General features: G+C 44.0%; 25 protein-coding genes. 13 read left to right on the top strand and 12 right to left on the bottom strand.

All coding sequences use genetic code 11. The features are described from left to right. Nucleotides 1-25: 25 nt before the first annotated feature. The 3 genes from SSED_RS06400 to SSED_RS06390 all read right to left on the bottom strand — a co-directional run bounded on the left by SSED_RS06400 (nt 26) and on the right by SSED_RS06390 (nt 2,258). Nucleotides 26-850 carry a mechanosensitive ion channel family protein gene (locus SSED_RS06400; RefSeq protein ID WP_012141592.1) on the bottom strand — a complete coding sequence of 275 codons (825 nt, stop codon included), beginning with the start codon at nt 848-850 and terminating at the stop codon, nt 26-28. A 155-nt stretch (nt 851-1,005) separates the two neighbouring features. Continuing rightward, nucleotides 1,006-1,575 carry an OmpA family protein gene (locus tag SSED_RS06395; protein WP_012141591.1) on the bottom strand — a complete coding sequence of 190 codons (570 nt, stop codon included), beginning with the start codon at nt 1,573-1,575 and terminating at the stop codon, nt 1,006-1,008. A gap of 272 nt (nt 1,576-1,847) precedes the next feature. Beyond that, nucleotides 1,848-2,258, bottom strand: coding sequence for a PACE efflux transporter (locus SSED_RS06390; protein WP_012141590.1), 411 nt, complete (start codon nt 2,256-2,258; stop codon nt 1,848-1,850). Nucleotides 2,259-2,342: 84 nt separating this feature from the next. Here SSED_RS06390 and SSED_RS06385 point away from each other — a divergent pair, with 84 nt between their 5' ends. Then, nucleotides 2,343-3,221 carry a LysR family transcriptional regulator gene (locus SSED_RS06385; protein ID WP_012141589.1) on the top strand — a complete coding sequence of 293 codons (879 nt, stop codon included), beginning with the start codon at nt 2,343-2,345 and terminating at the stop codon, nt 3,219-3,221. 131 nt (nt 3,222-3,352) lie between these two features. Here the strand turns inward: SSED_RS06385 and SSED_RS06380 are convergent, their stop codons facing one another. After that, a complete protein-coding gene (locus SSED_RS06380) occupies nt 3,353-3,856 on the bottom strand; it encodes a DUF924 family protein (RefSeq protein ID WP_012141588.1) in 504 nt (167 codons plus the stop codon). 337 nt (nt 3,857-4,193) lie between these two features. After that, nucleotides 4,194-4,754, bottom strand: a complete 561-nt coding sequence (locus SSED_RS06375) for a DUF4136 domain-containing protein (RefSeq protein ID WP_012141587.1) — start codon at nt 4,752-4,754, stop codon at nt 4,194-4,196. 171 nt (nt 4,755-4,925) lie between these two features. On the opposite strand from SSED_RS06375, the gene SSED_RS06370 reads away from it, so the two are divergent. The 4 genes from SSED_RS06370 to ruvX all read left to right on the top strand — a co-directional run bounded on the left by SSED_RS06370 (nt 4,926) and on the right by ruvX (nt 7,217). Continuing rightward, nucleotides 4,926-5,243 (top strand): hypothetical protein, encoded by a 318-nt coding sequence (locus SSED_RS06370; protein ID WP_012141586.1) that lies wholly within the window; start codon nt 4,926-4,928, stop codon nt 5,241-5,243. Between the two features lie 533 nt (nt 5,244-5,776). After that, a complete protein-coding gene (gene yciH, locus SSED_RS06365) occupies nt 5,777-6,106 on the top strand; it encodes a stress response translation initiation inhibitor YciH (protein ID WP_012141585.1) in 330 nt (109 codons plus the stop codon). Between the two features lie 46 nt (nt 6,107-6,152). Next, a complete protein-coding gene (locus SSED_RS06360) occupies nt 6,153-6,713 on the top strand; it encodes a YqgE/AlgH family protein (RefSeq protein ID WP_012141584.1) in 561 nt (186 codons plus the stop codon). 84 nt (nt 6,714-6,797) lie between these two features. Then, nucleotides 6,798-7,217, top strand: a complete 420-nt coding sequence (gene ruvX / locus SSED_RS06355; RefSeq protein WP_012141583.1) for a Holliday junction resolvase RuvX — start codon at nt 6,798-6,800, stop codon at nt 7,215-7,217. 68 nt (nt 7,218-7,285) lie between these two features. On the opposite strand, the gene hemH is transcribed toward ruvX, so the two are convergent. The 3 genes from hemH to SSED_RS06340 form a co-directional block, all read right to left on the bottom strand. Continuing rightward, a complete protein-coding gene (gene hemH / locus SSED_RS06350) occupies nt 7,286-8,323 on the bottom strand; it encodes a ferrochelatase (protein WP_012141582.1) in 1,038 nt (345 codons plus the stop codon). Nucleotides 8,324-8,657: 334 nt separating this feature from the next. Beyond that, the gene (locus SSED_RS06345; protein WP_012141581.1) at nt 8,658-9,770 is read right to left on the bottom strand and encodes a PilT/PilU family type 4a pilus ATPase; all 1,113 of its coding nucleotides are present in this window, start codon (nt 9,768-9,770) and stop codon (nt 8,658-8,660) included. A 26-nt stretch (nt 9,771-9,796) separates the two neighbouring features. Then, nucleotides 9,797-10,831, bottom strand: a complete 1,035-nt coding sequence (locus tag SSED_RS06340) for a type IV pilus twitching motility protein PilT (RefSeq protein ID WP_012141580.1) — start codon at nt 10,829-10,831, stop codon at nt 9,797-9,799. Nucleotides 10,832-10,867: 36 nt separating this feature from the next. On the opposite strand from SSED_RS06340, the gene SSED_RS06335 reads away from it, so the two are divergent. The 8 genes from SSED_RS06335 to SSED_RS06300 all read left to right on the top strand — a co-directional run bounded on the left by SSED_RS06335 (nt 10,868) and on the right by SSED_RS06300 (nt 18,009). Further along, a complete protein-coding gene (locus SSED_RS06335) occupies nt 10,868-11,572 on the top strand; it encodes a YggS family pyridoxal phosphate-dependent enzyme (protein WP_012141579.1) in 705 nt (234 codons plus the stop codon). Between the two features lie 133 nt (nt 11,573-11,705). Continuing rightward, entirely contained in the window at nt 11,706-12,524 is an 819-nt protein-coding gene (gene proC, locus SSED_RS06330) for a pyrroline-5-carboxylate reductase (protein WP_012141578.1), read from the top strand. Nucleotides 12,525-12,568: 44 nt separating this feature from the next. Then, the gene (locus SSED_RS06325; RefSeq protein WP_012141577.1) at nt 12,569-13,117 is read left to right on the top strand and encodes a YggT family protein; all 549 of its coding nucleotides are present in this window, start codon (nt 12,569-12,571) and stop codon (nt 13,115-13,117) included. After that, entirely contained in the window at nt 13,117-13,404 is a 288-nt protein-coding gene (gene yggU / locus SSED_RS06320) for a DUF167 family protein YggU (RefSeq protein ID WP_012141576.1), read from the top strand. Before SSED_RS06325 ends, yggU begins: the two co-directional genes overlap by 1 nt. Nucleotides 13,405-13,506: 102 nt before the next feature. After that, on the top strand, nt 13,507-13,941 hold the full coding sequence (locus SSED_RS06315; protein WP_012141575.1) for a DUF4426 domain-containing protein: 435 nt from the start codon (nt 13,507-13,509) through the stop codon (nt 13,939-13,941). A 199-nt stretch (nt 13,942-14,140) separates the two neighbouring features. Further along, nucleotides 14,141-14,743: an RdgB/HAM1 family non-canonical purine NTP pyrophosphatase gene (gene rdgB, locus SSED_RS06310; RefSeq protein WP_012141574.1), complete on the top strand. Its 603-nt coding sequence runs from the start codon at nt 14,141-14,143 to the stop codon at nt 14,741-14,743. Between the two features lie 142 nt (nt 14,744-14,885). Beyond that, nucleotides 14,886-16,022: a radical SAM family heme chaperone HemW gene (gene hemW, locus SSED_RS06305; protein WP_012141573.1), complete on the top strand. Its 1,137-nt coding sequence runs from the start codon at nt 14,886-14,888 to the stop codon at nt 16,020-16,022. A 145-nt stretch (nt 16,023-16,167) separates the two neighbouring features. Next, nucleotides 16,168-18,009: a DUF885 domain-containing protein gene (locus SSED_RS06300; RefSeq protein ID WP_012141572.1), complete on the top strand. Its 1,842-nt coding sequence runs from the start codon at nt 16,168-16,170 to the stop codon at nt 18,007-18,009. A 527-nt stretch (nt 18,010-18,536) separates the two neighbouring features. Here SSED_RS06300 and SSED_RS06295 read toward each other — a convergent pair. From SSED_RS06295 to SSED_RS06280, 4 genes are all read right to left on the bottom strand, one after another. Further along, on the bottom strand, nt 18,537-19,478 hold the full coding sequence (locus SSED_RS06295) for a LysR family transcriptional regulator (RefSeq protein WP_012141571.1): 942 nt from the start codon (nt 19,476-19,478) through the stop codon (nt 18,537-18,539). A 428-nt stretch (nt 19,479-19,906) separates the two neighbouring features. Beyond that, nucleotides 19,907-20,740, bottom strand: coding sequence for a YggN family protein (locus SSED_RS06290; RefSeq protein WP_012141570.1), 834 nt, complete (start codon nt 20,738-20,740; stop codon nt 19,907-19,909). Between the two features lie 244 nt (nt 20,741-20,984). Next, a complete protein-coding gene (gene glsB, locus SSED_RS06285; RefSeq protein ID WP_012141569.1) occupies nt 20,985-21,899 on the bottom strand; it encodes a glutaminase B in 915 nt (304 codons plus the stop codon). Beyond that, nucleotides 21,899-22,222 carry a YggL family protein gene (locus tag SSED_RS06280; RefSeq protein ID WP_012141568.1) on the bottom strand — a complete coding sequence of 108 codons (324 nt, stop codon included), beginning with the start codon at nt 22,220-22,222 and terminating at the stop codon, nt 21,899-21,901. Before SSED_RS06280 ends, glsB begins: the two co-directional genes overlap by 1 nt. Nucleotides 22,223-22,274: the final 52 nt, after the last annotated feature.

The following is a 22,274-nucleotide window of genomic DNA, read 5'->3' as shown; positions in this document are numbered from 1 at the left end:
ACGCTTATCCGATAATCCTACCGGATCACACTGAAGGCGTCTCCTTCACATGAAGATCCATCTGTGGATATGGAATACCGATATTGGCTTCATCGAGAGCGAGTTTAATCTGCTCAAGCAGTTCGAAATATGCAGGCCAATAATCACTGCCCTTAACCCAGGGACGTACAACAAAGTTAACCGATGAATCGGCCAGCTCTGAGATAGCAACCGTATAAGCAGGATCTTTTAAGACGTACTGATTATTCTCAACGATTGTGGTCAATACCTTCTTAGCTTCGGCTAAATTGGCATCGTATGACACACCTATCACTAAATCGACACGACGCGTATCCATAGCAGAATAGTTAACAATAGTTCCATCCATCATCGCTGAGTTAGGTGCAATAATCAGCTTATTGTCCGGTGTTAACAACTTGGTCGAGAAAATAGTGATCTCATCGACGGTACCAGAGATACCGGCCGCATCCACATAATCACCCACACGACAAGGACGAAACAGTACCATCAAGACGCCAGAAGCAAAGTTTGACAGAGAACCCTGTAGCGCCAGGCCAACGGCTAAACCGGCGGCACCAATTACGGCGACTAAAGACGCTGTTTGAACGCCTAACTGTCCCAATGTCGCAACGACCGTGAACGCGAATACCAGTGCCCAGGCAATATTAGAGACGAAAGAGACCACTGTTGGGTCAATTTTTCGCTTAGTCATCAGCTTATCTGATATTTTTTTAGCTACACCCGCCAGATACTTACCGACAAGAAAGATGATAATTGCAAAAATAATTTTCATTCCATAGGCCACGATAAGCTCTGGTGCTTGCTCGATCAAACCTTCCAAGTTTTCCATTAAATAACTCCCTAAAAATTAACCAAACACAGTTTGGACATATCAAAACTCAAATAGATGATTTAAATTCATTCATCTATTAAATCAAAATTCTAAAAGCCTACAGTTCAACGCTTATTTAGCTCAACTATCTATTCAAATCTATCTATTCAAAACTACCTGTTCAAATCTACGACAAACTCGACTCGTCGATTTGAGGCCCTCCCCTCGGGCTTTTCATTGCTGGCAATAGGTGATTCACTCCCCATCCCTTTTACAACAAAACGCGAAGAACTAAAGCCATAATCCTCCACCAAAATTTGCTTTACAGCCATGGCTCGCTGAGCCGATAACTTTTGGTTTAAGTCCAAACTTCCCATAGCGTCTGTATAACCCAGAAGACAAAGGTTCACATCAAAGCGTTGCAGAAACTGCTTTAATCTCGCCAAGGTTTTCCACTGAGAAAACATAACTTCAGCCTTAGCAAACTCAAAATTCAACGGCAACTCACTGAGTTCACTACAACTGGGAGGATAAACTTCACCAGCAGTTGTGCTTAAGCATATATTTTCAAATTCGGTCTGTTTCTCACACCCCGCGGCATCGACCAGAGCACCTGAGCGAGTGTCCGGACAGGCGTCCTTCATATCGGGAACGCCATCATGATCGCTATCGCTCCAGCTAAATGCCGAAAAACTAAGTGTCACTCCTGCAATAAATAGAAAACTGAGCATAAGTTGTTTCATCACTCTATCCCGCAGCCTTATATAGTTAATAATTAAAACTATAAACTAAAAGATTTATATCATATCCGAACAAGCTAGCTTAAATACTTGTCTTCATGACTTTTCTATCGATGTTAAGTACTTATTTTAACAGAAACAGCAAGGGTAGCCTGAACTAACAAAGGAAGAGTATTTTATATCTGTCTGCGTAATTATCAAAGCTAAAGCAGTAAAAACTTAATAATCATCGCTGTAGAATACTCTCCCCCGGTTTCAGGGCTATTAGCGCAGATTTATGCTATTTGCATCTGGGCTCTGAAATAGTCATAGCACCAGTTAAACACAATCGCGTAAACAAAGAAAAATATTAAGAATGCCGCTTCAAGAAGCAAGGCAGCGGTTAAACTTATCCCTAAAAACCATGCAACCAGAGGCACAGTGACAAAAATGATTCCCCCTTCGAAGCCAAGTGTATGTCCAAACCTCATTAACAAGCTACGTGATGAACGCTCTGCACCAAATTGCTTATCAAACCAGATATTGTAAAAATAATTCCAAACTACGGCGTAAACACTTAAACCCACTCCCACAACGATCAATGAAGAGGCGTCTTTATCACTGAACATGGCGGCCGCAGGCACCACGATAGCCAACGCTATTATTTCAAATAAAATTGCGTGAAATACTCTCTCTTTGGTTTTCATATCAATACTCCAATCTCTTAACTTGAAGCCATTATCATCTAGATGTAAGATACTTAAAAATCAGATACCATCACAATTACTGATATGTCTACCATTGAACAGCTCATCTCATTCGTCACTACCGTTGAATCAGGCTCATTCTCTGCGGCGGCTAGAAAATTAGGTAAAGTACAATCTGCGGTCAGTCAAAATATTATGAATATGGAGATAGACACTGACCTGTACTTATTTGATCGAAGCGGGCGTTACCCAAAACTAACTAAAGCCGGAGAGAAACTTCTGCCTCAGGCGAAAGCGGTCATAGCGCAACATAGACGATTGGATCAACAGGTAAAAGCATTGGAGTCGGATGAGGAGCTAAAGCTGACTTTAGCTATCGATGAAGGGATCCCCTATTCCGGACTGATCGATCTCTTGCCTCAGTTAGAAGCGCAGCATCCCCAACTTCAGTTAGAGTTTCTCTGTGCATCGAGCCAGGACGTTATTCAATTAGTGGCCGATAAGAGAGCCACTTCCGGTTTGGTATTCAGTGATAATGTGTATCCTGAAATGATCGATTTCGAAACCTTGGGCACGGTTCAATTTGAATTGTTAGTGAGCCCAAAACATGTTCTGGCACAAACAGATGCCGCCCATGTCGATATTCTTATGCTGCATAGACAGCTGGTTATCGGCTCCCAGGGCTCAAAAGTCACCTGGTTTAACCAAGCCCACTCTCCCGATGTCTGGTATGCAGATAACTACTATGTATTGCTTGAATTGGCAAAGTCAGGGTTTGGCTGGACACTGCTTCCACTGCATTTAGCGGAAGATGCCATTAACAAAAAACAGCTCTGTAAAGTTCCGGTACAATTCGAGCAGCTTGGTTGGCAGGCAAATGTGGACGTTATTCAACATACTGCCATGGAAACCTCGGCTAACCGCTCTCTTAGAAAGCTATTAAGAAGGCTACTTCAGATGTGAGTCGAAAACGGCCTCCATGACATACATGAGCATTTTACAGGGACGGGGCAAAATAAAAAAGCTTGAGTGCGACATACACTCAAGCTTTTTAAGTTTATACCAGCCGGTATAACTTGCTATTGATAGCGATGTCAGGAGTTCAAGGATGAAGCCTGAGCATACCAGTTCGACCACACAGGCTTTTCCGGTGGTTCAACTTGTGATTGCATCCCCTCGAGTAAACGTATCAATAACTGGCGATCTTCCGCTATGGTCGAGTAAAAGAGTGGATCATAAAAGCAACGACGCTGAACAGGTTCCAATTGTGTATCAAAGCCCAGATCGACGCCTTTCAGGCATAGCTCTCTGGCCTTGCCATGCAAAGCATGCACATCGGTATCGGCTAACAGATGAGCAACGGGTCCCATCAAAAGAATGAGTGACATTCGCCCGGGTGGTGTTCTCTGCCAATCATTGAGTTTTCCCTGCTTGGCCTGCTCTAAAAGCATACCCCACTCAGATTGAACCTGAGCCGAAAGTGACTTTGCCTCCACTCCCTCACCCTTTTCATACTCAGTAAACCACTGATCTAAAAACTGCTCCATTTCGCCACCACTCATCTTCAACAATACAGTCATAAAAATCGAGAGTATCATTCACAGCAAGCACTAAGATGTTGGACTTTAGTCTAGATGGGGATGAGTTCACACAAATTCAGCTCTTGTTTAGCTCTTGTTTAGCTCTTGTTTAGCTCTTGTTTAGCTCTTGTTTAGCTCTTGTTTGGCTCTTGTTTGGCTCTTGTTTGGCTCTTGTTTAGTGATATCAAACCCCAAGAGCTGTTTTTATAAACTCTTATTTTAAGAGTCATTTGCCCAAGAATGCTGAGCAATAAATAGTGTAAGTGATTTCAGAATCAAGAGTAGAAAAAAGGCGAACATAATAACTATGCTCACCTTTATATTATACCGATTGGTATTACAGATTAACGCCAGGCTATTTCGCTTCTGGCTTAGGGGGATAATTCAACAGCATTTCAGAAATAGCCTTGTTAACAACCTCTACTCTCTCTTCTGGCGTATTCTTATCACGAATGGTGTCGGCTACCGAGCCACGCCAGATCAACTTTCCGGTTTCTCTATCAACCATATCTAAAATCAAGGTTCCAACCTCATACTCTCGAACCGTGGTTTGGGTATGCATAGAGCCGCTCATGCCCCATCGAGAACCATAATAGGGGTTATATCCAAAGTTTGTGTTGAAGGTATCTACGTTAATCTTCTTATCTACCTTGGTGAGGTAATTCACCAGAATATCTGCAGTTTGGGGATCACTGAGTGTTACCCCTTTGAGTGAAAGCTGACTATCGACGGCAGCTCGGACACGTTGATCCATCAATCCGTCTAAATGGTAACTGGTGTCTTGGCTTTTCTGTTCAACCCAGGCATAGGTTTTCACGTCACTAAAATTAGCCGCAGGATCATAATCTGAACTTGTTTTCATAGAACTACAGGCGCTCATCGCCATTGCAGCCAAAACAACTATAACTTTCTTCATATTAAAACCCCGTCAAATCCTAAATTTACACAATCCATAATTGAATTTCAGCTTACATAGCAATCTTATGATCTACAACTCAATTTTGTATTAAAACTTGTATCGTTTAGCTTGACTTCAGCCCAAGACTTAATGATAATGATTATCAATCACGCGGAGTTGGAGTTATCTATGTTTTGGTTTGCAACCGCCTTTCTTATTTCGGCCGCTGTTTACATATTCGCCCCCGTTAAGGCCACAATCCAAACAGAGAGTAACTCTGATAAGGTCGACTTTGGCCATTTCAGCTTATTGATATTGCCGGCCGGCGTATTGGCCTGGCTGATGCTTTCTCTGCTCAGCGGGGACACCAACAGCTATGGCGCAGCATCGATAGGCTTTGTACTGACAGCCTGCTCGATAGCGCTGCCAAAACTGCATAAGTTCATCCTTCCCTGTGCGGCCCTTACCGCAATTTCACTCTTAATAGGAGTCGCACAGGCAATTTAAAGTCGTTTTATCATTTCTATTGCCAACTGCACTTCCTCTTGTGTCAGTTTGAGGCAATGTCGGAAGGTTCAACTTATCTATATCCCTGCAAATGAATAGATAACAGTTTATTGACCACCGTGTGTGGTCTTTTTTTATTTCTACCTTTTATACCAATCAGTATAAGAAAGTGATCTACTCAGAGTTATTTTTGGCAAACTAATTCAAGGCGAATAGATGATACAATGGTGATCCCTTGTGAAGCTATTCAACGAAGAAGTAGGCAGCCAAAAAACCTCCTAAAAGGCGAGTTTTAGCGCTTCTGATGCTGCGTTAACGAGCTTAAACGTAGAACAACTATGCTCTTCACTCGCTGCGAGCAACATGGATGTTGCAAATGTCATTTATGCAGGAGCAATTGATGACCTTGCCTCAGAAGCGCTAGACTCTCGCTGAGCGATCACATCTTTATACTGATTGGTATTATATTAAACTCCCACAAGATTCTTCAATTTGTTAGACTCTGTTTATCACCGCTAATTAATGACGTTCTCATGAAAAAAGACTCAAATGTTTCTCTTGTTTATAGTACAGATATCGGCAGGATCTCGCCTGAAATCGAAACACCTCAAACGCCTGTTGGTGATGGAATCGTTAGGATCCACAAAGACAGTAAGGGCCGTAAAGGAAAAGGGGTCTCTATCATTAAAGGCCTTGGATTAAATGAGAAAGAGCTAAAAGCTTTAGCGCAAAAATTAAAAAAACAGTGCGGATGTGGCGGTACTGTAAAAGAGTTCAATATTGAGGTTCAAACTGATAATCGGGAACAGTTAAAAACACTGCTAGAGAAGCTCAATTACAAGGTTAAATTAGCGGGCGGTTAAGACCCATATTCTACATAGCTAGCCTATTCCCTTTAGTGGAGCTCAAATGGAAAGTTTACAAAATCACTTTTTAATCGCTATGCCCTCACTTAAAGACACTTTCTTTGAACGTTCGGTGATCTACATCTGCGAGCACGACGAAAAAGGTGCGATGGGAATAATGATAAACCGCCCTATTGGTATCGAGGTCAATGAACTCCTGCTTCAGATGCAACTCAAAGAGGAGCCGGAACTTATCACCTCTTTAGGCTCAAAAGTGCTCATCGGGGGCCCGGTAACCCCTGAAAGAGGATTTGTACTTCACACACCTCAATCAACATGGAACAACAGTCAGTCACTCACAGACGAACTTATGCTGACCACATCGAGAGATGTATTGTCGGCACTAGGAAGCGATACCGCCCCGGAGCAATTCATTGTCGCACTGGGTTATGCAGGGTGGAGCCGAGATCAGCTTGAGCAGGAGCTGGCAGAGAATACATGGCTATCTATTCCTGCCACTGCTGAACTGCTATTTTCTACCGAATATGAAGATCGTTGGCAACGAGCCACCGAATCCTTGGGCTTCGATATATGGCAGTTGTCTAACCAAACAGGTCACGCATAATCTGAGCAGGGTTTAGAGCAATTTACCTCACTTGGATCACATGCTCTAAAAGTCATATTCCAACAATTTATTAAGAAATTATTTATGAGTTCATTAACGGTATTAGGCTTCGATTACGGCACTAAGAGTATTGGCGTCGCCATAGGGCAATCGCTCACCGGTAGTGCTAACCCCCTGTTGTCAATTAACGCGGTCGATGGGATCCCAAAATGGGAAGAGATAGGCATGCTTATCGAAGAGTGGAAACCAGACCTGGTAGTGGTCGGCCTACCACTAAACATGGACGGCTCAGAACAGGAGATGACACAGAGAGCCAAGAAGTTTGCCAATCGCATTAATGGTCGGTTTGGGGTAAAAATTGCCACTCAAGATGAACGTCTCACTACCGCCGATGCTAAAGCCAGACTCTTTGAGATGGGCGGCTATAAAGCGCTAACTAAGGGACAAGTCGATGCTATGTCGGCGGTATTGATTATCGAAAGCTATTTCGAGAATTTATACTAAGTGAGCAATAGCGTTGGCATTAAAAATGGGAGCCTAAGCTCCCTTTGTTAATACACATTGCGCTTTATTTAAAGATAGGGTTGAACGATATTAGCCATCATCTTGATATGGAGTTCATCATCATTTAGCGCTGGAATATATCGATATTTCTGTCCACCCGCCTCTTCGAAGATGAGCCGGTTTTCTTCGGCTATCTCCTCCAGAGTCTCTAAACAATCGGCACTGAAAGCTGGACACACTACCGCGATATCCCTCACATCTTGCTCAGGTAAGGACGCCATAGTCGCATCGGTATATGGTGTTAGCCATTTAGCCTTACCGAAGCGAGATTGAAAAGTCGCAATATATTGGTCTTTAGATAAACCTAACTGCTCAACCACCAGCTTAGTTGTCAGCATACAGAAGCAGTAGTAAGGATCACCTAAATGAAGATTACGCTCAGGCATCCCATGGTAGGAGAGAACTAATTTTTGCGGTTGACCATTGGCGGTAAAATCTCGCTTTATCGACTCAGCAAGGGCATGGATAAAATCAGGATTATTATGATAAGTATTGATAAAGTGCAAAGAAGGCAGATAACGCCAGCTCATTAGCTCTTTGGCTATCGCATCAAATGCTGAAGCCGTTGTCGGTGCCGCGTATTGTGGATACAAAGGCAAAACCACCATTTTATCAACACCTTCATTGTGCATTCGCTTCAAGGTATCTGACACAGATGGCTTCCCGTATCGCATACAAAACTCAACCGAAATATCTTGAGTCTCATTTTGACTCTTGTTACAGCCATTATCTTTAAAATATTGAGCCAATTTTTCGGTCTGCCTGCGAGTGATATCCATCAGAGGGGAACCATTATCAGTCCAGACTTGCTGATATAATGCTGCACTCTTTGCAGGCCGGATACGTAAAATAATTCCGTGTAATATCAACATCCACACGAGTTTTGGTATCTCTACGACTCTGGGATCTGAAAGGAATTCGGCAAGATAACGCCTAACTGCCGAAGCCGTTGGCGCATCGGGTGTACCTAAATTTACCAGTAACACTCCGGTTTTTCCGCGTTTAGTATGTCCAACATCTTTAGATAAACCTGAAAATTTAGCCAATCTAACCTCTTTAAATACGAATCACTTACCGCTCATTAAACCACATGTTATTACCTCCGTTCCAGTCAAGATAGGAGTAAAACTTGCCCGCAGATATAGCATAAAACGAGTCTCCTAGGCCCCCCCCCCCTGAGACCCTAGCTTGACTAAAGTCGTTGTAACAGCTGAGGTTAGTTATCGGTCCCACCTCGACATCCTAGTCATATGGCAATCCTGAGTCGACTCTTAACTAACGGTCTAATAAGCATTGCAAAAAATTAATTGACCATGCATAAAAAACCAGCGCATAGCAACGCTGGTTTTTTAACTTAAGACTCATCAGATCATGAAATGATTAATCCATATCCAGTGTAACCCCTTCCATGAAACCTGAACTGGAGGGGTCAGAGCCTTGAAGTTTAATCATCAAGCGAAGATCATTAGGTGAATCGGCGTAATGAAGCGCATCGGCGTAACTTATCTCCCCTTCACTATAGAGTTTGAGTAACGCTTGATCGAAAGTCTGCATCCCCTGCTCGTTTGACTTAGCCATCGTCTCTTTTAGCGAGTGCAGCTCATTTTTCGCAATCAAACTTGAGATCCTTGGCGTGTTGATCAAAATTTCAATGGCTGCACGTCGACCAGTGCCGTCCGCTTTGGGAACCAACTGTTGTGCGACGATACCTCGTAAGTTTAATGAAAGGTCGAATAACAGCTGTTGATGCTTACTCTCCGGCACTAAGTGCATGATACGGTCCAGTGCTTGGTTTGCATTGTTTGCGTGCAACGTTGCCATACACAGGTGACCGGTTTCTGCAAATGAGAGTGCAAACTCCATCGTCTCCTGGCTTCGGATCTCACCGATTAAGATCACATCCGGAGCCTGACGAAGCGAACTTTTAAGGGCGGCATCGAATGACTCGGTATCGATACCGACTTCTCGCTGAGTAATAATACTCTTGCGGTGTTCGTGAACAAACTCGACGGGATCCTCAATTGTCAGGATATGACCTCGAGAGTTTGCATTACGATAACCCACCAGCGCCGCCAACGAGGTCGATTTACCCGTTCCCGTACCACCGACCATGATGATAAGCCCGCGTTTACTCATCACGAGGTCTTTTAAAATGGGTGGGAGCTTCAGATCTTCCACTTCCGGAATTTTAGTTTCAATCCTGCGCATGACACAGCCCGGCGCTTCTCTTTGCCAGAAGGCGCTGACACGAAAACGACCCAGCTCTTTTGCGGCAAAAGCAAAGTTACACTCCCGACTCTCATGAAACTCCGTTTTCTGCACATCCGTCATCAAAGATTCAACAAAATCCAATGCCTGTGCGGGGGTAAATGAACTCTCACTTAAGGGTCTCAACTCACCATCAATTTTTGCACTGGGTGGGAAGCCTGCAGTGATAAATAGATCCGATGCTTTACGCTCCACCATTATTTTTAAGAAGGGACGAACATCCATAATAAAGCCTTAAAATCCAGGTGATATTAAAAAGTTTGCTTGGTTGCACTCTTATGTTGTGCATCTTCACGAGTAATTTGACCACGATTAACCAGATTCTGCAGGCATTGATCTAAGGTCTGCATACCGTGAGCCATACCCGTTTGAATCGCTGAATACATTTGAGCGACTTTGTCTTCTCGAATAAGGTTACGAATCGCCGGGGTTCCCATCATGATCTCGTGAGCTGCGACACGGCCGCCACCCACCTTCTTAATCAGGGTTTGAGAAATTACCGCCTGTAGCGACTCAGACAACATAGTTCTGACCATGCCCTTTTCTCCTTCGGGGAACACATCGACTATACGGTCAATGGTTTTAGCCGCCGACGTGGTATGCAAGGTGCCGAAAACCAGATGACCCGTCTCGGCCGCAGTCATCGCAAGACGAATAGTCTCGAGATCTCGCATCTCACCCACCAGAATAACATCGGGATCTTCACGAAGTGCACTACGCAAAGCCGCATTAAAGCTGTGAGTATGGCGGTGAACCTCACGCTGGTTAATCAGGCATTGCTTATTTTGGTGAACGAATTCTATCGGGTCTTCGATGGTCAGAATATGCTCGTGACGAGCATCGTTTATATAATCGATCATGGCCGCTAAGGTAGTACTTTTACCCGAACCTGTTGGTCCGGTTACCAACACAAGCCCACGGGGAAAGCTGGAGATCTTCTTAAAAATCTCCGGCGCGCCGAGTTGCTCAAGGCTTAAGATGTCACTGGGGATAGTACGGAATACGGCCGCAGCACCTCGAGCCTGATTGAAGGCATTGACACGAAAACGCGCTAAATTTGGCACTTCGAACGAAAAATCTATCTCTAAATGTTCTTCATAATCTTTACGCTGCTTATCATTCATGATGTCATAGACGAGTCCATGAACACCTTGATGATCTAAAGCGGGTAAATTGATCTTCCTGACTTCGCCATCAACACGTATCATAGGCGAAACGCCCGCTGAAAGGTGTAGATCTGACGCTTTGTGCTTTACACTAAAGGCAAGTAACTCTGTGATTTCCATAGTATGGGACATCCATCCAATCAAAAAACTTACATCATGACAACAATAGCAGACAGGCTGGCTAACGCCCAGCATCGAATTACCCAAGCGGCAAAGTTTTCATCTAGAAATGCCGATGAAATTCAATTACTCGCAGTGAGTAAAACTAAACCTATTACAGATATTATAGCGGCCTATGCTGCTGGTCAGAGACTTTTCGGAGAAAACTATGTCCAGGAGGGGGAGTCTAAGGTAAACGAGCTGAAATCTATCTGTCCTGAAATCCAATGGCACTTCATCGGTCCCCTGCAATCCAATAAGACAAAGGTCGTCGCCGGCCTTTTCGATTGGATGCATACCCTTTGTCGGGATAAAATTGCTGTGCGTCTCAATGACCAACGTCCCGATGCGCTAAAACCACTCAATATCTGTATTCAGGTTAATATTAGTGGTGAGGCGAGTAAGTCAGGAATCGTCCCTTCTGAGCTTATGGTGCTGGCCAACACTATCGATACCCTTCCAAAGTTGACGCTGCGTGGATTGATGGCGATTCCAACGGCAACAGATGATAAACGCAAGCAAAAAGATGAGTTCCAACAACTGCAGAGTTTATTCCTGAAATTAAAAGCCATCTACCCAGACCTTGATACGCTCTCTATGGGGATGAGTAACGATTTGGAACAAGCCGTAGAGCATGGCTCAACCATGGTTAGAATTGGTAGTGCGATATTTGGTGAAAGAGAGAAGGGGTTGAATGCTTGAGAGCTAGCTGTGATGATAACCCCGACGAACTTTTGGCCTTCTTTGTTTTATTGAGCTTGTTTTATTGGGTTAACGCCCAAATATAAAAGAAACAGGAATTAATCGTCCTACAACAACTAATAAGAGATGTCACATGGTTGAGAAGAAGTTGTGTTTTATCGGGGCTGGAAACATGACCCGCAGCATTACCAGCGGGTTAGTAAAAAGTGGCTATACTCCGTCACTCATTCACGCGACTAACCCCAGCGTCGGAAAATTAAACGATCTGAAGCGGGACCTCAATATTCTGGTTTCCCATGATAACCTTGCAGCAGCCAAAGAGGCCGATGTCGTCGTCTTGAGTGTAAAACCCCATTTTATGCAGGCCGTATGTGAAGAGCTCGGCGCACTCGACCTGGCAGACAAACTGATCATTACCATAGCCGCAGGCATTACCGCTAATCGTTATAACGATTATTTCGGCCAAGAGATCAAACTTATCCGTACTATGCCCAATACACCGACTCAGATTGGAGTGGGTATGACAGGTTTATATGCTGGCAATAATATCTCAGAAAAGCAAAAGCAGTTCTGTGAACAACTCATGTTAAGTGGCGGCAAAGTCGTCTGGGTAGAGAAAGAGGAAGAGCTGAATCAGGTTATTGCCCTGGCAGGCAGCTCTCCTGCATATTTCTTTCTGTTTATGGAAGCCATGATAGCGAACGCAACCAACTCTGGAATGGATGAACTCAAGGCCAGAGCCTTAGTTCAGCAAGCCGCGCTTGGGGCTGCTGAAATGGTGATTCAAAACCCAGAGCTTTCCGCCGCGCAACTCAGAGAAAATGTCACCTCTAAGGGAGGCACAACGGCTCAGGCGATTGCCGCCTTTGAATCTGGTAACATCAGAGGACTGGTAAGCAAAGCTATGGATGACTGTGTCGCCCGCGCCCAAGAGATGGCTGAGCAATATTAATTTCGATAGTACTAACTTTCAACATTATAGAATAGAGCATACTTATGAATGCATTAAGTTTTTTAATCAGTACCGTTTTTGATCTTTACCTGATGATTGTGATTCTCCGAATTTGGCTTCAGCTCGCTAAGGCCGATTTTTACAACCCATTCAGTCAGTTTATTGTAAAAGCTACCCATCCGATTGTCGCCCCTTTGCGCCGTGTTCTCCCCTCCATTGGTGGGTTTGATACGGCATCGGTATTACTCGCGCTTATGGTCGTCGTGGCTAAATTTGTGATCCTTAGCCTCATAGCCGGCGCAGCCATCGATATTCTAACAATTTTGTTAGTTGCCGTAGTCTCTGTCTTTAAAGAGGCTGGAGTACTGCTTTTCTGGATGCTGATCATTCGAGCCATTTTAAGCTGGGTCAGCCAAGGTCATAATCCTATTGAGATGGTCATGGGACAGTTAACCGAACCTTTCCTTTCACCAATCCGTCGCATTCTTCCTCCTATGGGCGGCCTCGATCTTTCATTGCTTGTAATGATGATCATCCTTAACTTCGTCAATATTTTGTTAGCGCAATATGTGCCTTTCTGGGCAAACGTATAGTGCTTCCCGTCTCTAAGCAGCAGGATGACCTGCTGCTTAATCTCTATATTCAACCCAAAGCCAGTCGGGACCAGATTGTAGGGGTTCATGGAGAGGAGCTTAAAATAGCCATCACAGCCCCTCCGGTCGATGGTAAGGCGAACGCTCACCTCATCAAATACCTGTCGAAAGCCTTTAAGGTGCCTAAGGGAGATATCGTAATCCTCAAAGGGCAATTAGGCAGACATAAACAGATAAAAATACTTTCACCCAGACTTATCCCCGAGATCATCAACGCCCTTTTGTAGAGGTTTTTGTAACACAATGAGTGGTATAACTAGGTTTAATGATGTAAACATCTATACTTTAGTAATCCACGATAGATAGAACGGATAACACAGGAGCCAGTCATGTTCAGAGTTATTTTGTCAGCACTAATTCTCACTCTCGCCTTCGTCGGCAATGTTTCTGCAGAGCAGAAGCAGAAGGTAGGTAACTTCGATATTCACTATGTAGCCTTTAGCAGCACATTTCTGACTCCCACTATTGCTAAGTCATACGGCATTAAACGCAGTAGTTATACCGGGATCATCAATGTTTCTGTGCTCGACACCAGCCAGAAAGGAAACCCTCCTGTTGCGATTGAAATTTCAGGCATTGCTAATAATCTTCTTGATGCGCGTATCAACCTGGAGTTCAGGGAGATCCGTGAAGCAGATGCTATCTACTATGTCGCTGAGGTCCCCTACCGTGATGATCAGGAGATCAACTTTAAAATCGCAGTCAAATATCAGAATAAACTCAATACACAGTTGAAGTTCAAACAGAAGTTCTATGTAGAGTAGCTCTTGTTTCTGGCTAGCTCTGCCACTATGGATTTGGCCGATTACTGCTTTCAATAACCTCCTGCGGGAGGTTATTCTTTATCTCCCCCCCTTCACGGACTGTCGTTTCAGCGATTTCACGTGATCATGACTACCGTTTCCCTCTCTGCTTAGTTATCATTGCGCCCAACTATTGAACTCCAGTCTTTAAAGGTATCTCATGGATAAATTTGTCCTCGCCAGCGGCAACAAAGGCAAACTTAAAGAATTTTCAGAAATATTTGCTCAGTATGGTGTACAGGTTCTTCCTCAAAGCCAGTTTAATGTCGAAGAGGTCCCGGAGACAGGCACTACTTTCGTCGAAAATGCCATTATTAAGGCCCGTCATGCCGCAGAAGTAACCGGGCTTGCGGCAATTGCCGATGACTCTGGACTCGAAGTTGACCTGCTAGATGGGCAACCCGGGATATATTCGGCCCGATATGCCGGAGAAGAAGCCAGTGCAACCGATAACTATGAAAAATTGTTGGAAGCCCTGAAAGAGACTAAGGAAGGCAGAACGGCGAGATTTCAATGCATCCTTGTCTACATGCGCCACGCAAAAGACCCGACTCCCATCATCTGCCAAGCTTCCTGGGAAGGTAGGATAGGCTTCGAAGTCAAAGGTGTAAATGGCCATGGCTACGATCCGATATTTATTCCCAATGAGCACCAGTGCACAGCAGCTGAGCTTTCCAGTGATGAGAAAAACCGCCTCAGCCACCGCGGAAAAGCGATGTCACAGTTAATCGATGCAATGCAAAAGCAAGGTATACTCATTTAATGCAGGCCAAGCCACCACTATACCTTGATCTTCTTAGGGAGCATGAAATTGAACATCTCCCTAAGCGGCTTTCAACAGCTCTAGCCTGTTCTATGGGTTTTCGAAACATGAATATATCGACGCAACAGCAAGGCACATTTATATGTTAACTCTCCCTCCACTTAGCCTATACGTTCACATTCCCTGGTGTGTGCAGAAGTGCCCTTATTGCGACTTTAACTCCCATGGTCAGCATGGAGAGTTGCCACAACAAGCGTACATTGATGCACTTATCGCTGATTTGAAAAACGATATTCAATATGTTCAAGGACGAAAATTACACTCAATTTTCATCGGTGGTGGCACACCTTCACTGTTTGATGCCGCTCAAATAGCAAGATTACTGACTCAGGTTTCCCTTCTTATCCCATTCAGCGAACAGATAGAGATAAGCATGGAAGCCAACCCGGGAACGTTAGAGCATGATGATTTTAAAGCCTACTATCAGGCCGGAGTGACACGATTATCGATTGGTGTACAGAGCTTCTCCAGTGACAAGTTAAACTTACTGGGCCGAATACATGATAAAGATGAAGCCAAGGTCGCCGCTCGCATGGCTTCTGAGGCCGGCTATGACAGCTTTAATCTGGATCTTATGCATGGACTTCCCAATCAAAGCTTTGATGAGGCTATGGCCGATATTGATACTGCAGCAGCACTTAATCCACCACACCTATCCTGGTATCAGTTGACCATAGAGCAAAATACCCTGTTTCACTCTAAGCCGCCTCAATTACCGGATGATGAAGCACTATGGAAGATCTATGAGCAAGGTCAGAAAAAACTGGCAAGCTTAGGTTATGAGCAGTATGAGATCTCCGCCTATGCCAAACCCGGCTACCGGTGCCAACACAACATCAACTATTGGCAATTTGGTGACTACCTCGGCATAGGGTGTGGCGCTCATGGAAAAGTTACACTTTTGGAGTCCAATAAAATAATCCGGACAGTCAAAATTAAACACCCAAAAGGATATTTGGCTGCAGAACATTACACCTTCGATCTGACAGAGGTCCCTGAAGATGAGAGAGCGCTAGAGTATCTGATGAACCGTTTTCGCCTCATCTCTCCAATCCCTAAGAGTGAGTTTGAGCAGAGAACCGGCCTATCCCGTACCGTTATCGAAGAAGGCATTGCGAAAGCAAAAGCTAAATCCTTGCTAATTGAGAATGAAGAATATTGGGAATTAACATCAAAAGGTCAGTTATTTGTCAACGAGCTGCTGTCACAGTTTTGCTAACGCACCACTATTTTGAGGGAGCTAAAAGCACATTTTTGCTCCTTCAGAAATATCTGCTAACACTTAGATCAAAACTTTAACGAACAGCTTCATTAGGATTAGCCTTCAGTTTTTAATAAGAATAAGACTAAGACAGGTCCTAATTATGCCTATAAGAACAAAAATCAGCATACTCGCCCTAGCTTTAACCACCATTATCGGCGGCTCAGCCATTGCCACCCCTTCGCAACCTCCTCTAAGCCCCGGTGAACCCTTAACACAAAAAGCTGAAAATGAATCAAAGAAGGCGAATGCACTGTTTGAAATCATCTTCATGGAAAATGTGATGCAGAGTCCGATATCTCAGACTCACTTAGGTATCAAGAATGACTATGATAAGTGGGATGAAAGAGGTGAGGAAGCCGACTCTAATTCACTGGAGCGCACCAAACGTCATCTCACACAGCTTGAGCAGATTGATGTCTCCAAGCTCGATGAGCAAACGCGCCTCAGCTTTAATCTCCTCAATCAAAAACTGAAGCAGGAAGTTAAAGACTATCAATGGCGCTTTCATAATTACCCGGTCAACCAGATGCATGGTGGGCACACTATGGTCGCCTCTTTTTTAATTAATCAGCACCAGATCGACAGCCAGTCCGATGCCGAGGCTTATATTGCTCGACTTCAGGGAGTACCTGAATACCTTGACCAACTGGAAAGAGCACTGGAGATCCGGGCGGAAAAAGGCATTATTGCCCCACGCTTCGTATTTCCCCATGTCCTATCTGGCAGCAAGAACATCATCGAAGGGGCACCATTCGACTCCGGCGAAGACAGTGCAATCTGGGCCGATTTCAAACGTAAAGTTGAGGCGCTGGAGATAGAAAGCAAAGATAAGAAGTTGCTGTTGAGTGATGCCAGACAAGCCCTGTTGACCCGGGTTAAACCTGCTTACGAAAAGCTTATCAGCTATATCGTTAGACTCGAAACTAAGGCTGATAGCCGTGATGGAGTTTGGAAGTTTCCTCTGGGCGAACAGTACTATAACAACGCATTGGCACGCACCACGACGACCGATATGACAGCCGAGCAGATCCACGAACTGGGTCTGAAGGAGGTCGCTCGTATTCATAACGAGATGCGCGAGATCATGAAGAAAGTGAATTTCGAAGGTGACCTTCCCGCCTTCTTTAAATTCATGCGAGAAGATAAGCAGTTCTATTACCCCGCAACGGATGAGGGACGTGATGCCTATTTACACCAGGCTATCACACTTATAGACACCATCTCTTCCAGGTTAGATGAAGTGTTTAACGTTAAACCTCAAGCACCTATGATTGTGAAACGCGTTGAAACATTCAGAGAGAAGTCGGCAGGTAAGGCTTTCTATAATCAACCTACTCCCGATGGCAGCAGACCCGGCACTTACTATGCGAACCTCTATGATATGGAAGCCATGCCTAAGTATCAGATGGAAGCATTAGCCTATCATGAGGGGACACCAGGGCATCATATGCAGATAGCCATTGCACAAGAGCTTGAAGGAGTACCCAAATTCAGAAAATTTGGGGGTTATACCGCCTATATCGAAGGTTGGGGGCTATACAGTGAGTTTTTCCCGAAAGAGATGGGACTCTATTCCGATCCCTACTCTGATTTCGGTCGCCTCGCGATGGAGCTATGGCGCTCTTGCCGATTAGTTGTCGATACAGGTATGCATGCCAAGAGGTGGACCCGTGAAGAGTCGATCAATTATTATGTTCAAAATACCCCTAACGCAAAGTCTGATGCGATTAAGATGGTTGAACGCCATGTAGTCATGCCATCACAAGCCACGGCCTATAAAATAGGCATGCTAAAAATACTCGAATTAAGGCAAAAAGCTAAGCTGGCCTTGGGCAACAAATTCGATATCAGAGAGTTCCATACTCTGGTGTTACAAAATGGGCCTCTGCCATTAGACGTACTCGAGGAGCAGGTAGATCTGTGGGTTTCTAGAGAAGGTTAAGTTAATCTGAAAATAAAAAAGCCAGTTGGATATTCCAACTGGCTAAATAAAAACCGTCAAATAATTTTCACTTAAAGAAAAATACCCCGGTAAAAACCGGGGTAAAACCAAAACTAGGATGATGGTTTCAAGGCTGACACTGTTTTAGTTCTTAAACCTCTGCCAGCATCGATTTGGGGTGCGTTAATCGCTAGTCTGCATAAATAAATCAAGAGGGGTCATTCTTAACAAACTTATGGGGGTCAGGCCTTCCCAAATCAACTAGTTGCAATTGTATTCTTTTAAGAACAAAGCGCAAGAACAACACCACCAAGGCATTAGCAACGCCTTAATAAGGATGCGGTATATTACTAATATAGGTACATTCTAATCGCATGTTTTAAAACAAAAAAAGCCCCACCCAGTTATAAGGTGAGGCTTATCATCTTTTACAGCAAACAATGTTTCCTAAAAATGCAGCAAACGTTTTCAGTTGATGTATAACTTACCACACATTCAACACCTTACATTTAGCACTTTTCATTTAGCTACTTTCGTTTTGCGTATAACTCGGCATAAGGTTCATCCCAATATGGAGGGGATCCGATATGTCCTTTAATAAAGTCAATGAAGGCGCTGACTTTGGGAGCTAAATGCTTTCTTCTTGGATACACCGCCTGTAGAGGCAGGTGATGAGTTAACTGCCAATCTTGCAGCAAGGGAACTAAGGTTCCTTTCGCGACTTCATCTTCAAGCAGATAACTTGCCAGATAAACCACACCTAAGCCACTAACAGCTGCAGACTTTAATGCGGGGGCATTATCGACTCTGAAGTTGCCGGATACGCCTATTTCGCAATAATCGTCACCCTGTTTAAATTGCCAAACACTATGCTCATGCCATTCACCTTGATAAACAAGGCAGTTATGATCGACTAACTGTTCGGGACGATCCGGTTGGCCATGCAACTTGATATATTCAGGCGATGCGGCGAGTAAAAACTGACACTTCATCAAAGGTCTGGCAACCATACCTAATGGCAGCTGCTCAGACATGGTGAGCAGTAGATCCAACCCTTCACTGACAACATCGACTTTATGATCCAGCAGACTCACCTGTAACTCCAGCTCTGGATGCGTCGTCATGAACTCAGGTAAAGCAGGAATGATATGCATAGTACCAAAGGACTGAGAGATCCCCACCTTGAGTACACCGCGAGTCGCGTCATTAAGATTATGAACACTGGCAATGGCCTGTTCGGCATCTCGGAGTAACTCTTCACCTTGGGTATATAATAGCTGTCCGGCTTCGGTTAAGCTCAAGCTTCGCGTAGTACGCTGTATAAGCTGAACCCCCAATTTATGTTCCAGATCGGCAACTTGAGTGCTCACCTTGGACTTAGAAATTCCCAATTTCCTTGCTGCGGAACTAAAGCTGCCGGCACGGGCAACATGAGTAAAAATTGCGATAGGTTCCAATAGTTCTAACATGTAAATCGCCTTAAGGTGTTTACGACACTAACAATACTTACATTAAGTAAGGGAAACCGAATTAAAAAAACTGAAAAACAATTCATTTAAAACAGCCACTTATTTCATAAAAGCACACTAGAGTAGAGTCAGATGCCTGACCGAGTCCACTAGCAAAAAGGTCAGTTTTCTTATTTTTTTGTAAGTATACCAAAGATTTGTGCTTTGATTCTAATACCTATTTTTTTTGTCTTAAGTTTTACATCAGGCAATGCTAGGTAATATGGCTGAACTTTGTCAGAAACAGAGAAAAAACTCTATTTTTAAGTGGAACTAAAATAGAAAGGTTTACACCTAAAACAAAACGAAAAAAAACCGTATTCAGAAAATACGGGCCTGTTGCAATAAGTAGTGGGAGGCAACTAAGGGTCCAAGTTTTGATCAAGGTGTTACTCAAGCATTTTTCTGGAGGAAGCATCAATTAAACGATATTGGCTCAACTCCGGGACTTCAGCTCTTAAGTTTTGCTCCAGGGCTATCAGGTATTGAAAGTTATCACACATTTTATCGGCTCTCTCTTCGAGATCTTTGGTCTGCGCCTCCATCTGCATCTCAATATCTTGACCTACATTTTCCATTTTATTAGAGAAAGACTCCATTTTTTGCTCGAAAGAATCTCCATCTCCTGAAAGCATCTCACTGCCTAAGCTGACCATCATAGTGCCGACAGAGCTTCTAACCAGCTCTTCCATCTCTTTTTCAAACTCTTCACCAAAGGTGTCTTCGAGTGATGATTGCGTCGCTCCAAGATAAAACTTATCTCCGTGTTGGTAGGCAACCTGCTCGACTCGCTCCTCTAAACCGTCCATCATCTCGTCCAGTTTAGCGCCTGCTGCATCGCCAAGTAATGGTGTTAACGCCATACTCGCTGCCGATGAGGCAATACCAACTGCATCATGGACTAGTGCGATCACCTCTGGAAGCTGGGTTGAGACCTCATCTGAATATTGAGTCAACAACTTCTTCTGTTTACTATTTAGTGGAACCTCTTTGCCATCGACATAAAGTTTATCTAACTCAATTCGATATACCTCTGAGCTACCTTCACTTACCGTGATCATTTGAGGTTCAACGGCGACGTCATAATTTAGTGCAACCTCACATTGCTTATTATGGTTTTGATACGAGTCTGACGAATGCTCTTCATGAGCCGATACAGAGGTCACTGCACTAGCCGCAAAAAGAACTGCAGAGATCCCCATAGAAGTCGCTAATTTTCTCATCGAATTTTTCCTTAAACTTAATATTCCAGAAGAGTTTTGATAAATGAAGAGAGCTGTAATTCACTACACCAAAACCTGATATATTCAGTAATAAAGCACAAGGCGTGCCAAAATCATAACCAATTGATTACAGGAGAGTTACAAGCGGGATAAAAAAATCAGTAGCTGGATATTAGTAAATAAAGCCAGTTTTTGGCCAATTTACTAATACCAATTGGTATAATACCGGGAAATAAAAAGGTAACTAGAAGATTGAACGCCCGAGACGTTGACAAAACTCTTCAAGCGCTGCGGTTCCGGCTAGTGAGTTACCATTTAAATCTAACTCCGGAGACCAAACACATACAGACATGTCTCCCGGAATAACGGCAATAATACCTCCACCTACGCCACTCTTACCTGGCATCCCGACTCGATAGGCAAACTCGCCAGCGCCATCATACAGACCGGAAGTGGCTAATAAAGCGTTCATTTGACGCGTTTGTACAGGGGAGATTAACTGCTCACCGGTCAGGCTTTGACCTCGGTTAGCCAGATATAACATAGCCTTAGAAAGATCTGCGCAGCTCATGCGAATAGCGCATGAATGAAAATAACTTCGTAATACGGTATCAACATCATTGTTGAAATTACCGAATGACTTCATCAGATAAGCAATCGCCGCATTTCTTGCGCTGTGCTCATATTCGGAATTAGCCACCCCCTTATCTGAGATAAGCTTCCGGTTACCACTGAGGTGACGAATACTCTCAAGCATTCGGTGCTTCGGGGCCCCGAGTCTGGATTGTATGAGATCTGAAATGACTAAGGCACCGGCATTAATAAAAGGGTTTCTCGGCAGCCCACGTTCTAACTCCACCTGAACCAGAGAGTTAAACGACTGACCCGATGGTTCTTTACCTACCCGAGACCAAATTTCATTCTCTTCATATAAAGTTAAAGCCATCGTAAGGCTAAATACTTTTGAAATACTCTGAATCGAGAAGGGCTCGAGGTAATCTCCAGCCCCTATCGTAACTCCATCTATAGTTGTAACAGATATTCCGATCTTATTTGGATTAACGTTCGCAAGAGCCGGAATATAGTTTGCAACTTTTCCCTGTCCTAGCAGAGGCCGAACCTTATCGACCACCTGCTCTAACAAGGCCTGTTCAGGCATTAGCTCCACCAGATATCGTATAGCTCACTAACGACGACATCAGAAACTTTCTGTCCTTCCCAGAAGGCAATTGCAGCAGCGCGATCATCTTCGGTGCATTTGCCAATATCCTGAGTAGCGATAATACCTTCCCACTCTCTATGACCGCCGCCATGGAAACCTAAATGACGCGGCTCAATCACTTCATCAATAAATTGATCGACCACTGAATCGATCTGCTCTTCAGAAACTGACTCATCAAATGTCCAGTTGATATCGAAACCAAATTCTTGAAACTCATCTACGCGCAATTTTTTACGCAAACGACGGCTACGTGTTGCCATTGTAATTCCCACCTTAATTAACGTGATTTTAAAAACAAAATATTCGTAAAAA

The organism is Shewanella sediminis HAW-EB3, from assembly GCF_000018025.1.
GTDB classification, from domain to species: Bacteria; Pseudomonadota; Gammaproteobacteria; order Enterobacterales; family Shewanellaceae; genus Shewanella; species Shewanella sediminis.
Note: the sequence above shows the minus strand (reverse complement) of the source record. Positions and strands in the feature narration are given on the sequence as shown.

Excerpts from the sequence above, each read along its gene's own strand:
- SSED_RS06380 (WP_012141588.1), bottom strand. The coding sequence starts at position 3,856 with ATGATACTCTCGATTTTTATGACTGTATTGTTGAAGATGAGTGGTGGC.
- SSED_RS06400 (WP_012141592.1), bottom strand. The coding sequence starts at position 850 with ATGGAAAACTTGGAAGGTTTGATCGAGCAAGCACCAGAGCTTATCGTG.
- SSED_RS06300 (WP_012141572.1), top strand. The coding sequence starts at position 16,168 with ATGCCTATAAGAACAAAAATCAGCATACTCGCCCTAGCTTTAACCACC.
- SSED_RS06345 (WP_012141581.1), bottom strand. The coding sequence starts at position 9,770 with ATGGATGTTCGTCCCTTCTTAAAAATAATGGTGGAGCGTAAAGCATCG.
- SSED_RS06340 (WP_012141580.1), bottom strand. The coding sequence starts at position 10,831 with ATGGAAATCACAGAGTTACTTGCCTTTAGTGTAAAGCACAAAGCGTCA.
- SSED_RS06390 (WP_012141590.1), bottom strand. The coding sequence starts at position 2,258 with ATGAAAACCAAAGAGAGAGTATTTCACGCAATTTTATTTGAAATAATA.
- SSED_RS06395 (WP_012141591.1), bottom strand. The coding sequence starts at position 1,575 with ATGAAACAACTTATGCTCAGTTTTCTATTTATTGCAGGAGTGACACTT.
- proC (WP_012141578.1), top strand. The coding sequence starts at position 11,706 with ATGGTTGAGAAGAAGTTGTGTTTTATCGGGGCTGGAAACATGACCCGC.
- SSED_RS06375 (WP_012141587.1), bottom strand. The coding sequence starts at position 4,754 with ATGAAGAAAGTTATAGTTGTTTTGGCTGCAATGGCGATGAGCGCCTGT.
- SSED_RS06385 (WP_012141589.1), top strand. The coding sequence starts at position 2,343 with ATGTCTACCATTGAACAGCTCATCTCATTCGTCACTACCGTTGAATCA.
- SSED_RS06325 (WP_012141577.1), top strand. The coding sequence starts at position 12,569 with ATGAATGCATTAAGTTTTTTAATCAGTACCGTTTTTGATCTTTACCTG.
- SSED_RS06360 (WP_012141584.1), top strand. The coding sequence starts at position 6,153 with ATGGAAAGTTTACAAAATCACTTTTTAATCGCTATGCCCTCACTTAAA.
- rdgB (WP_012141574.1), top strand. The coding sequence starts at position 14,141 with ATGGATAAATTTGTCCTCGCCAGCGGCAACAAAGGCAAACTTAAAGAA.
- SSED_RS06280 (WP_012141568.1), bottom strand. The coding sequence starts at position 22,222 with ATGGCAACACGTAGCCGTCGTTTGCGTAAAAAATTGCGCGTAGATGAG.
- SSED_RS06335 (WP_012141579.1), top strand. The coding sequence starts at position 10,868 with ATGACAACAATAGCAGACAGGCTGGCTAACGCCCAGCATCGAATTACC.
- hemW (WP_012141573.1), top strand. The coding sequence starts at position 14,886 with ATGTTAACTCTCCCTCCACTTAGCCTATACGTTCACATTCCCTGGTGT.
- SSED_RS06370 (WP_012141586.1), top strand. The coding sequence starts at position 4,926 with ATGTTTTGGTTTGCAACCGCCTTTCTTATTTCGGCCGCTGTTTACATA.
- SSED_RS06315 (WP_012141575.1), top strand. The coding sequence starts at position 13,507 with ATGTTCAGAGTTATTTTGTCAGCACTAATTCTCACTCTCGCCTTCGTC.
- ruvX (WP_012141583.1), top strand. The coding sequence starts at position 6,798 with ATGAGTTCATTAACGGTATTAGGCTTCGATTACGGCACTAAGAGTATT.
- SSED_RS06290 (WP_012141570.1), bottom strand. The coding sequence starts at position 20,740 with ATGAGAAAATTAGCGACTTCTATGGGGATCTCTGCAGTTCTTTTTGCG.
- yciH (WP_012141585.1), top strand. The coding sequence starts at position 5,777 with ATGAAAAAAGACTCAAATGTTTCTCTTGTTTATAGTACAGATATCGGC.
- SSED_RS06295 (WP_012141571.1), bottom strand. The coding sequence starts at position 19,478 with ATGTTAGAACTATTGGAACCTATCGCAATTTTTACTCATGTTGCCCGT.
- glsB (WP_012141569.1), bottom strand. The coding sequence starts at position 21,899 with ATGCCTGAACAGGCCTTGTTAGAGCAGGTGGTCGATAAGGTTCGGCCT.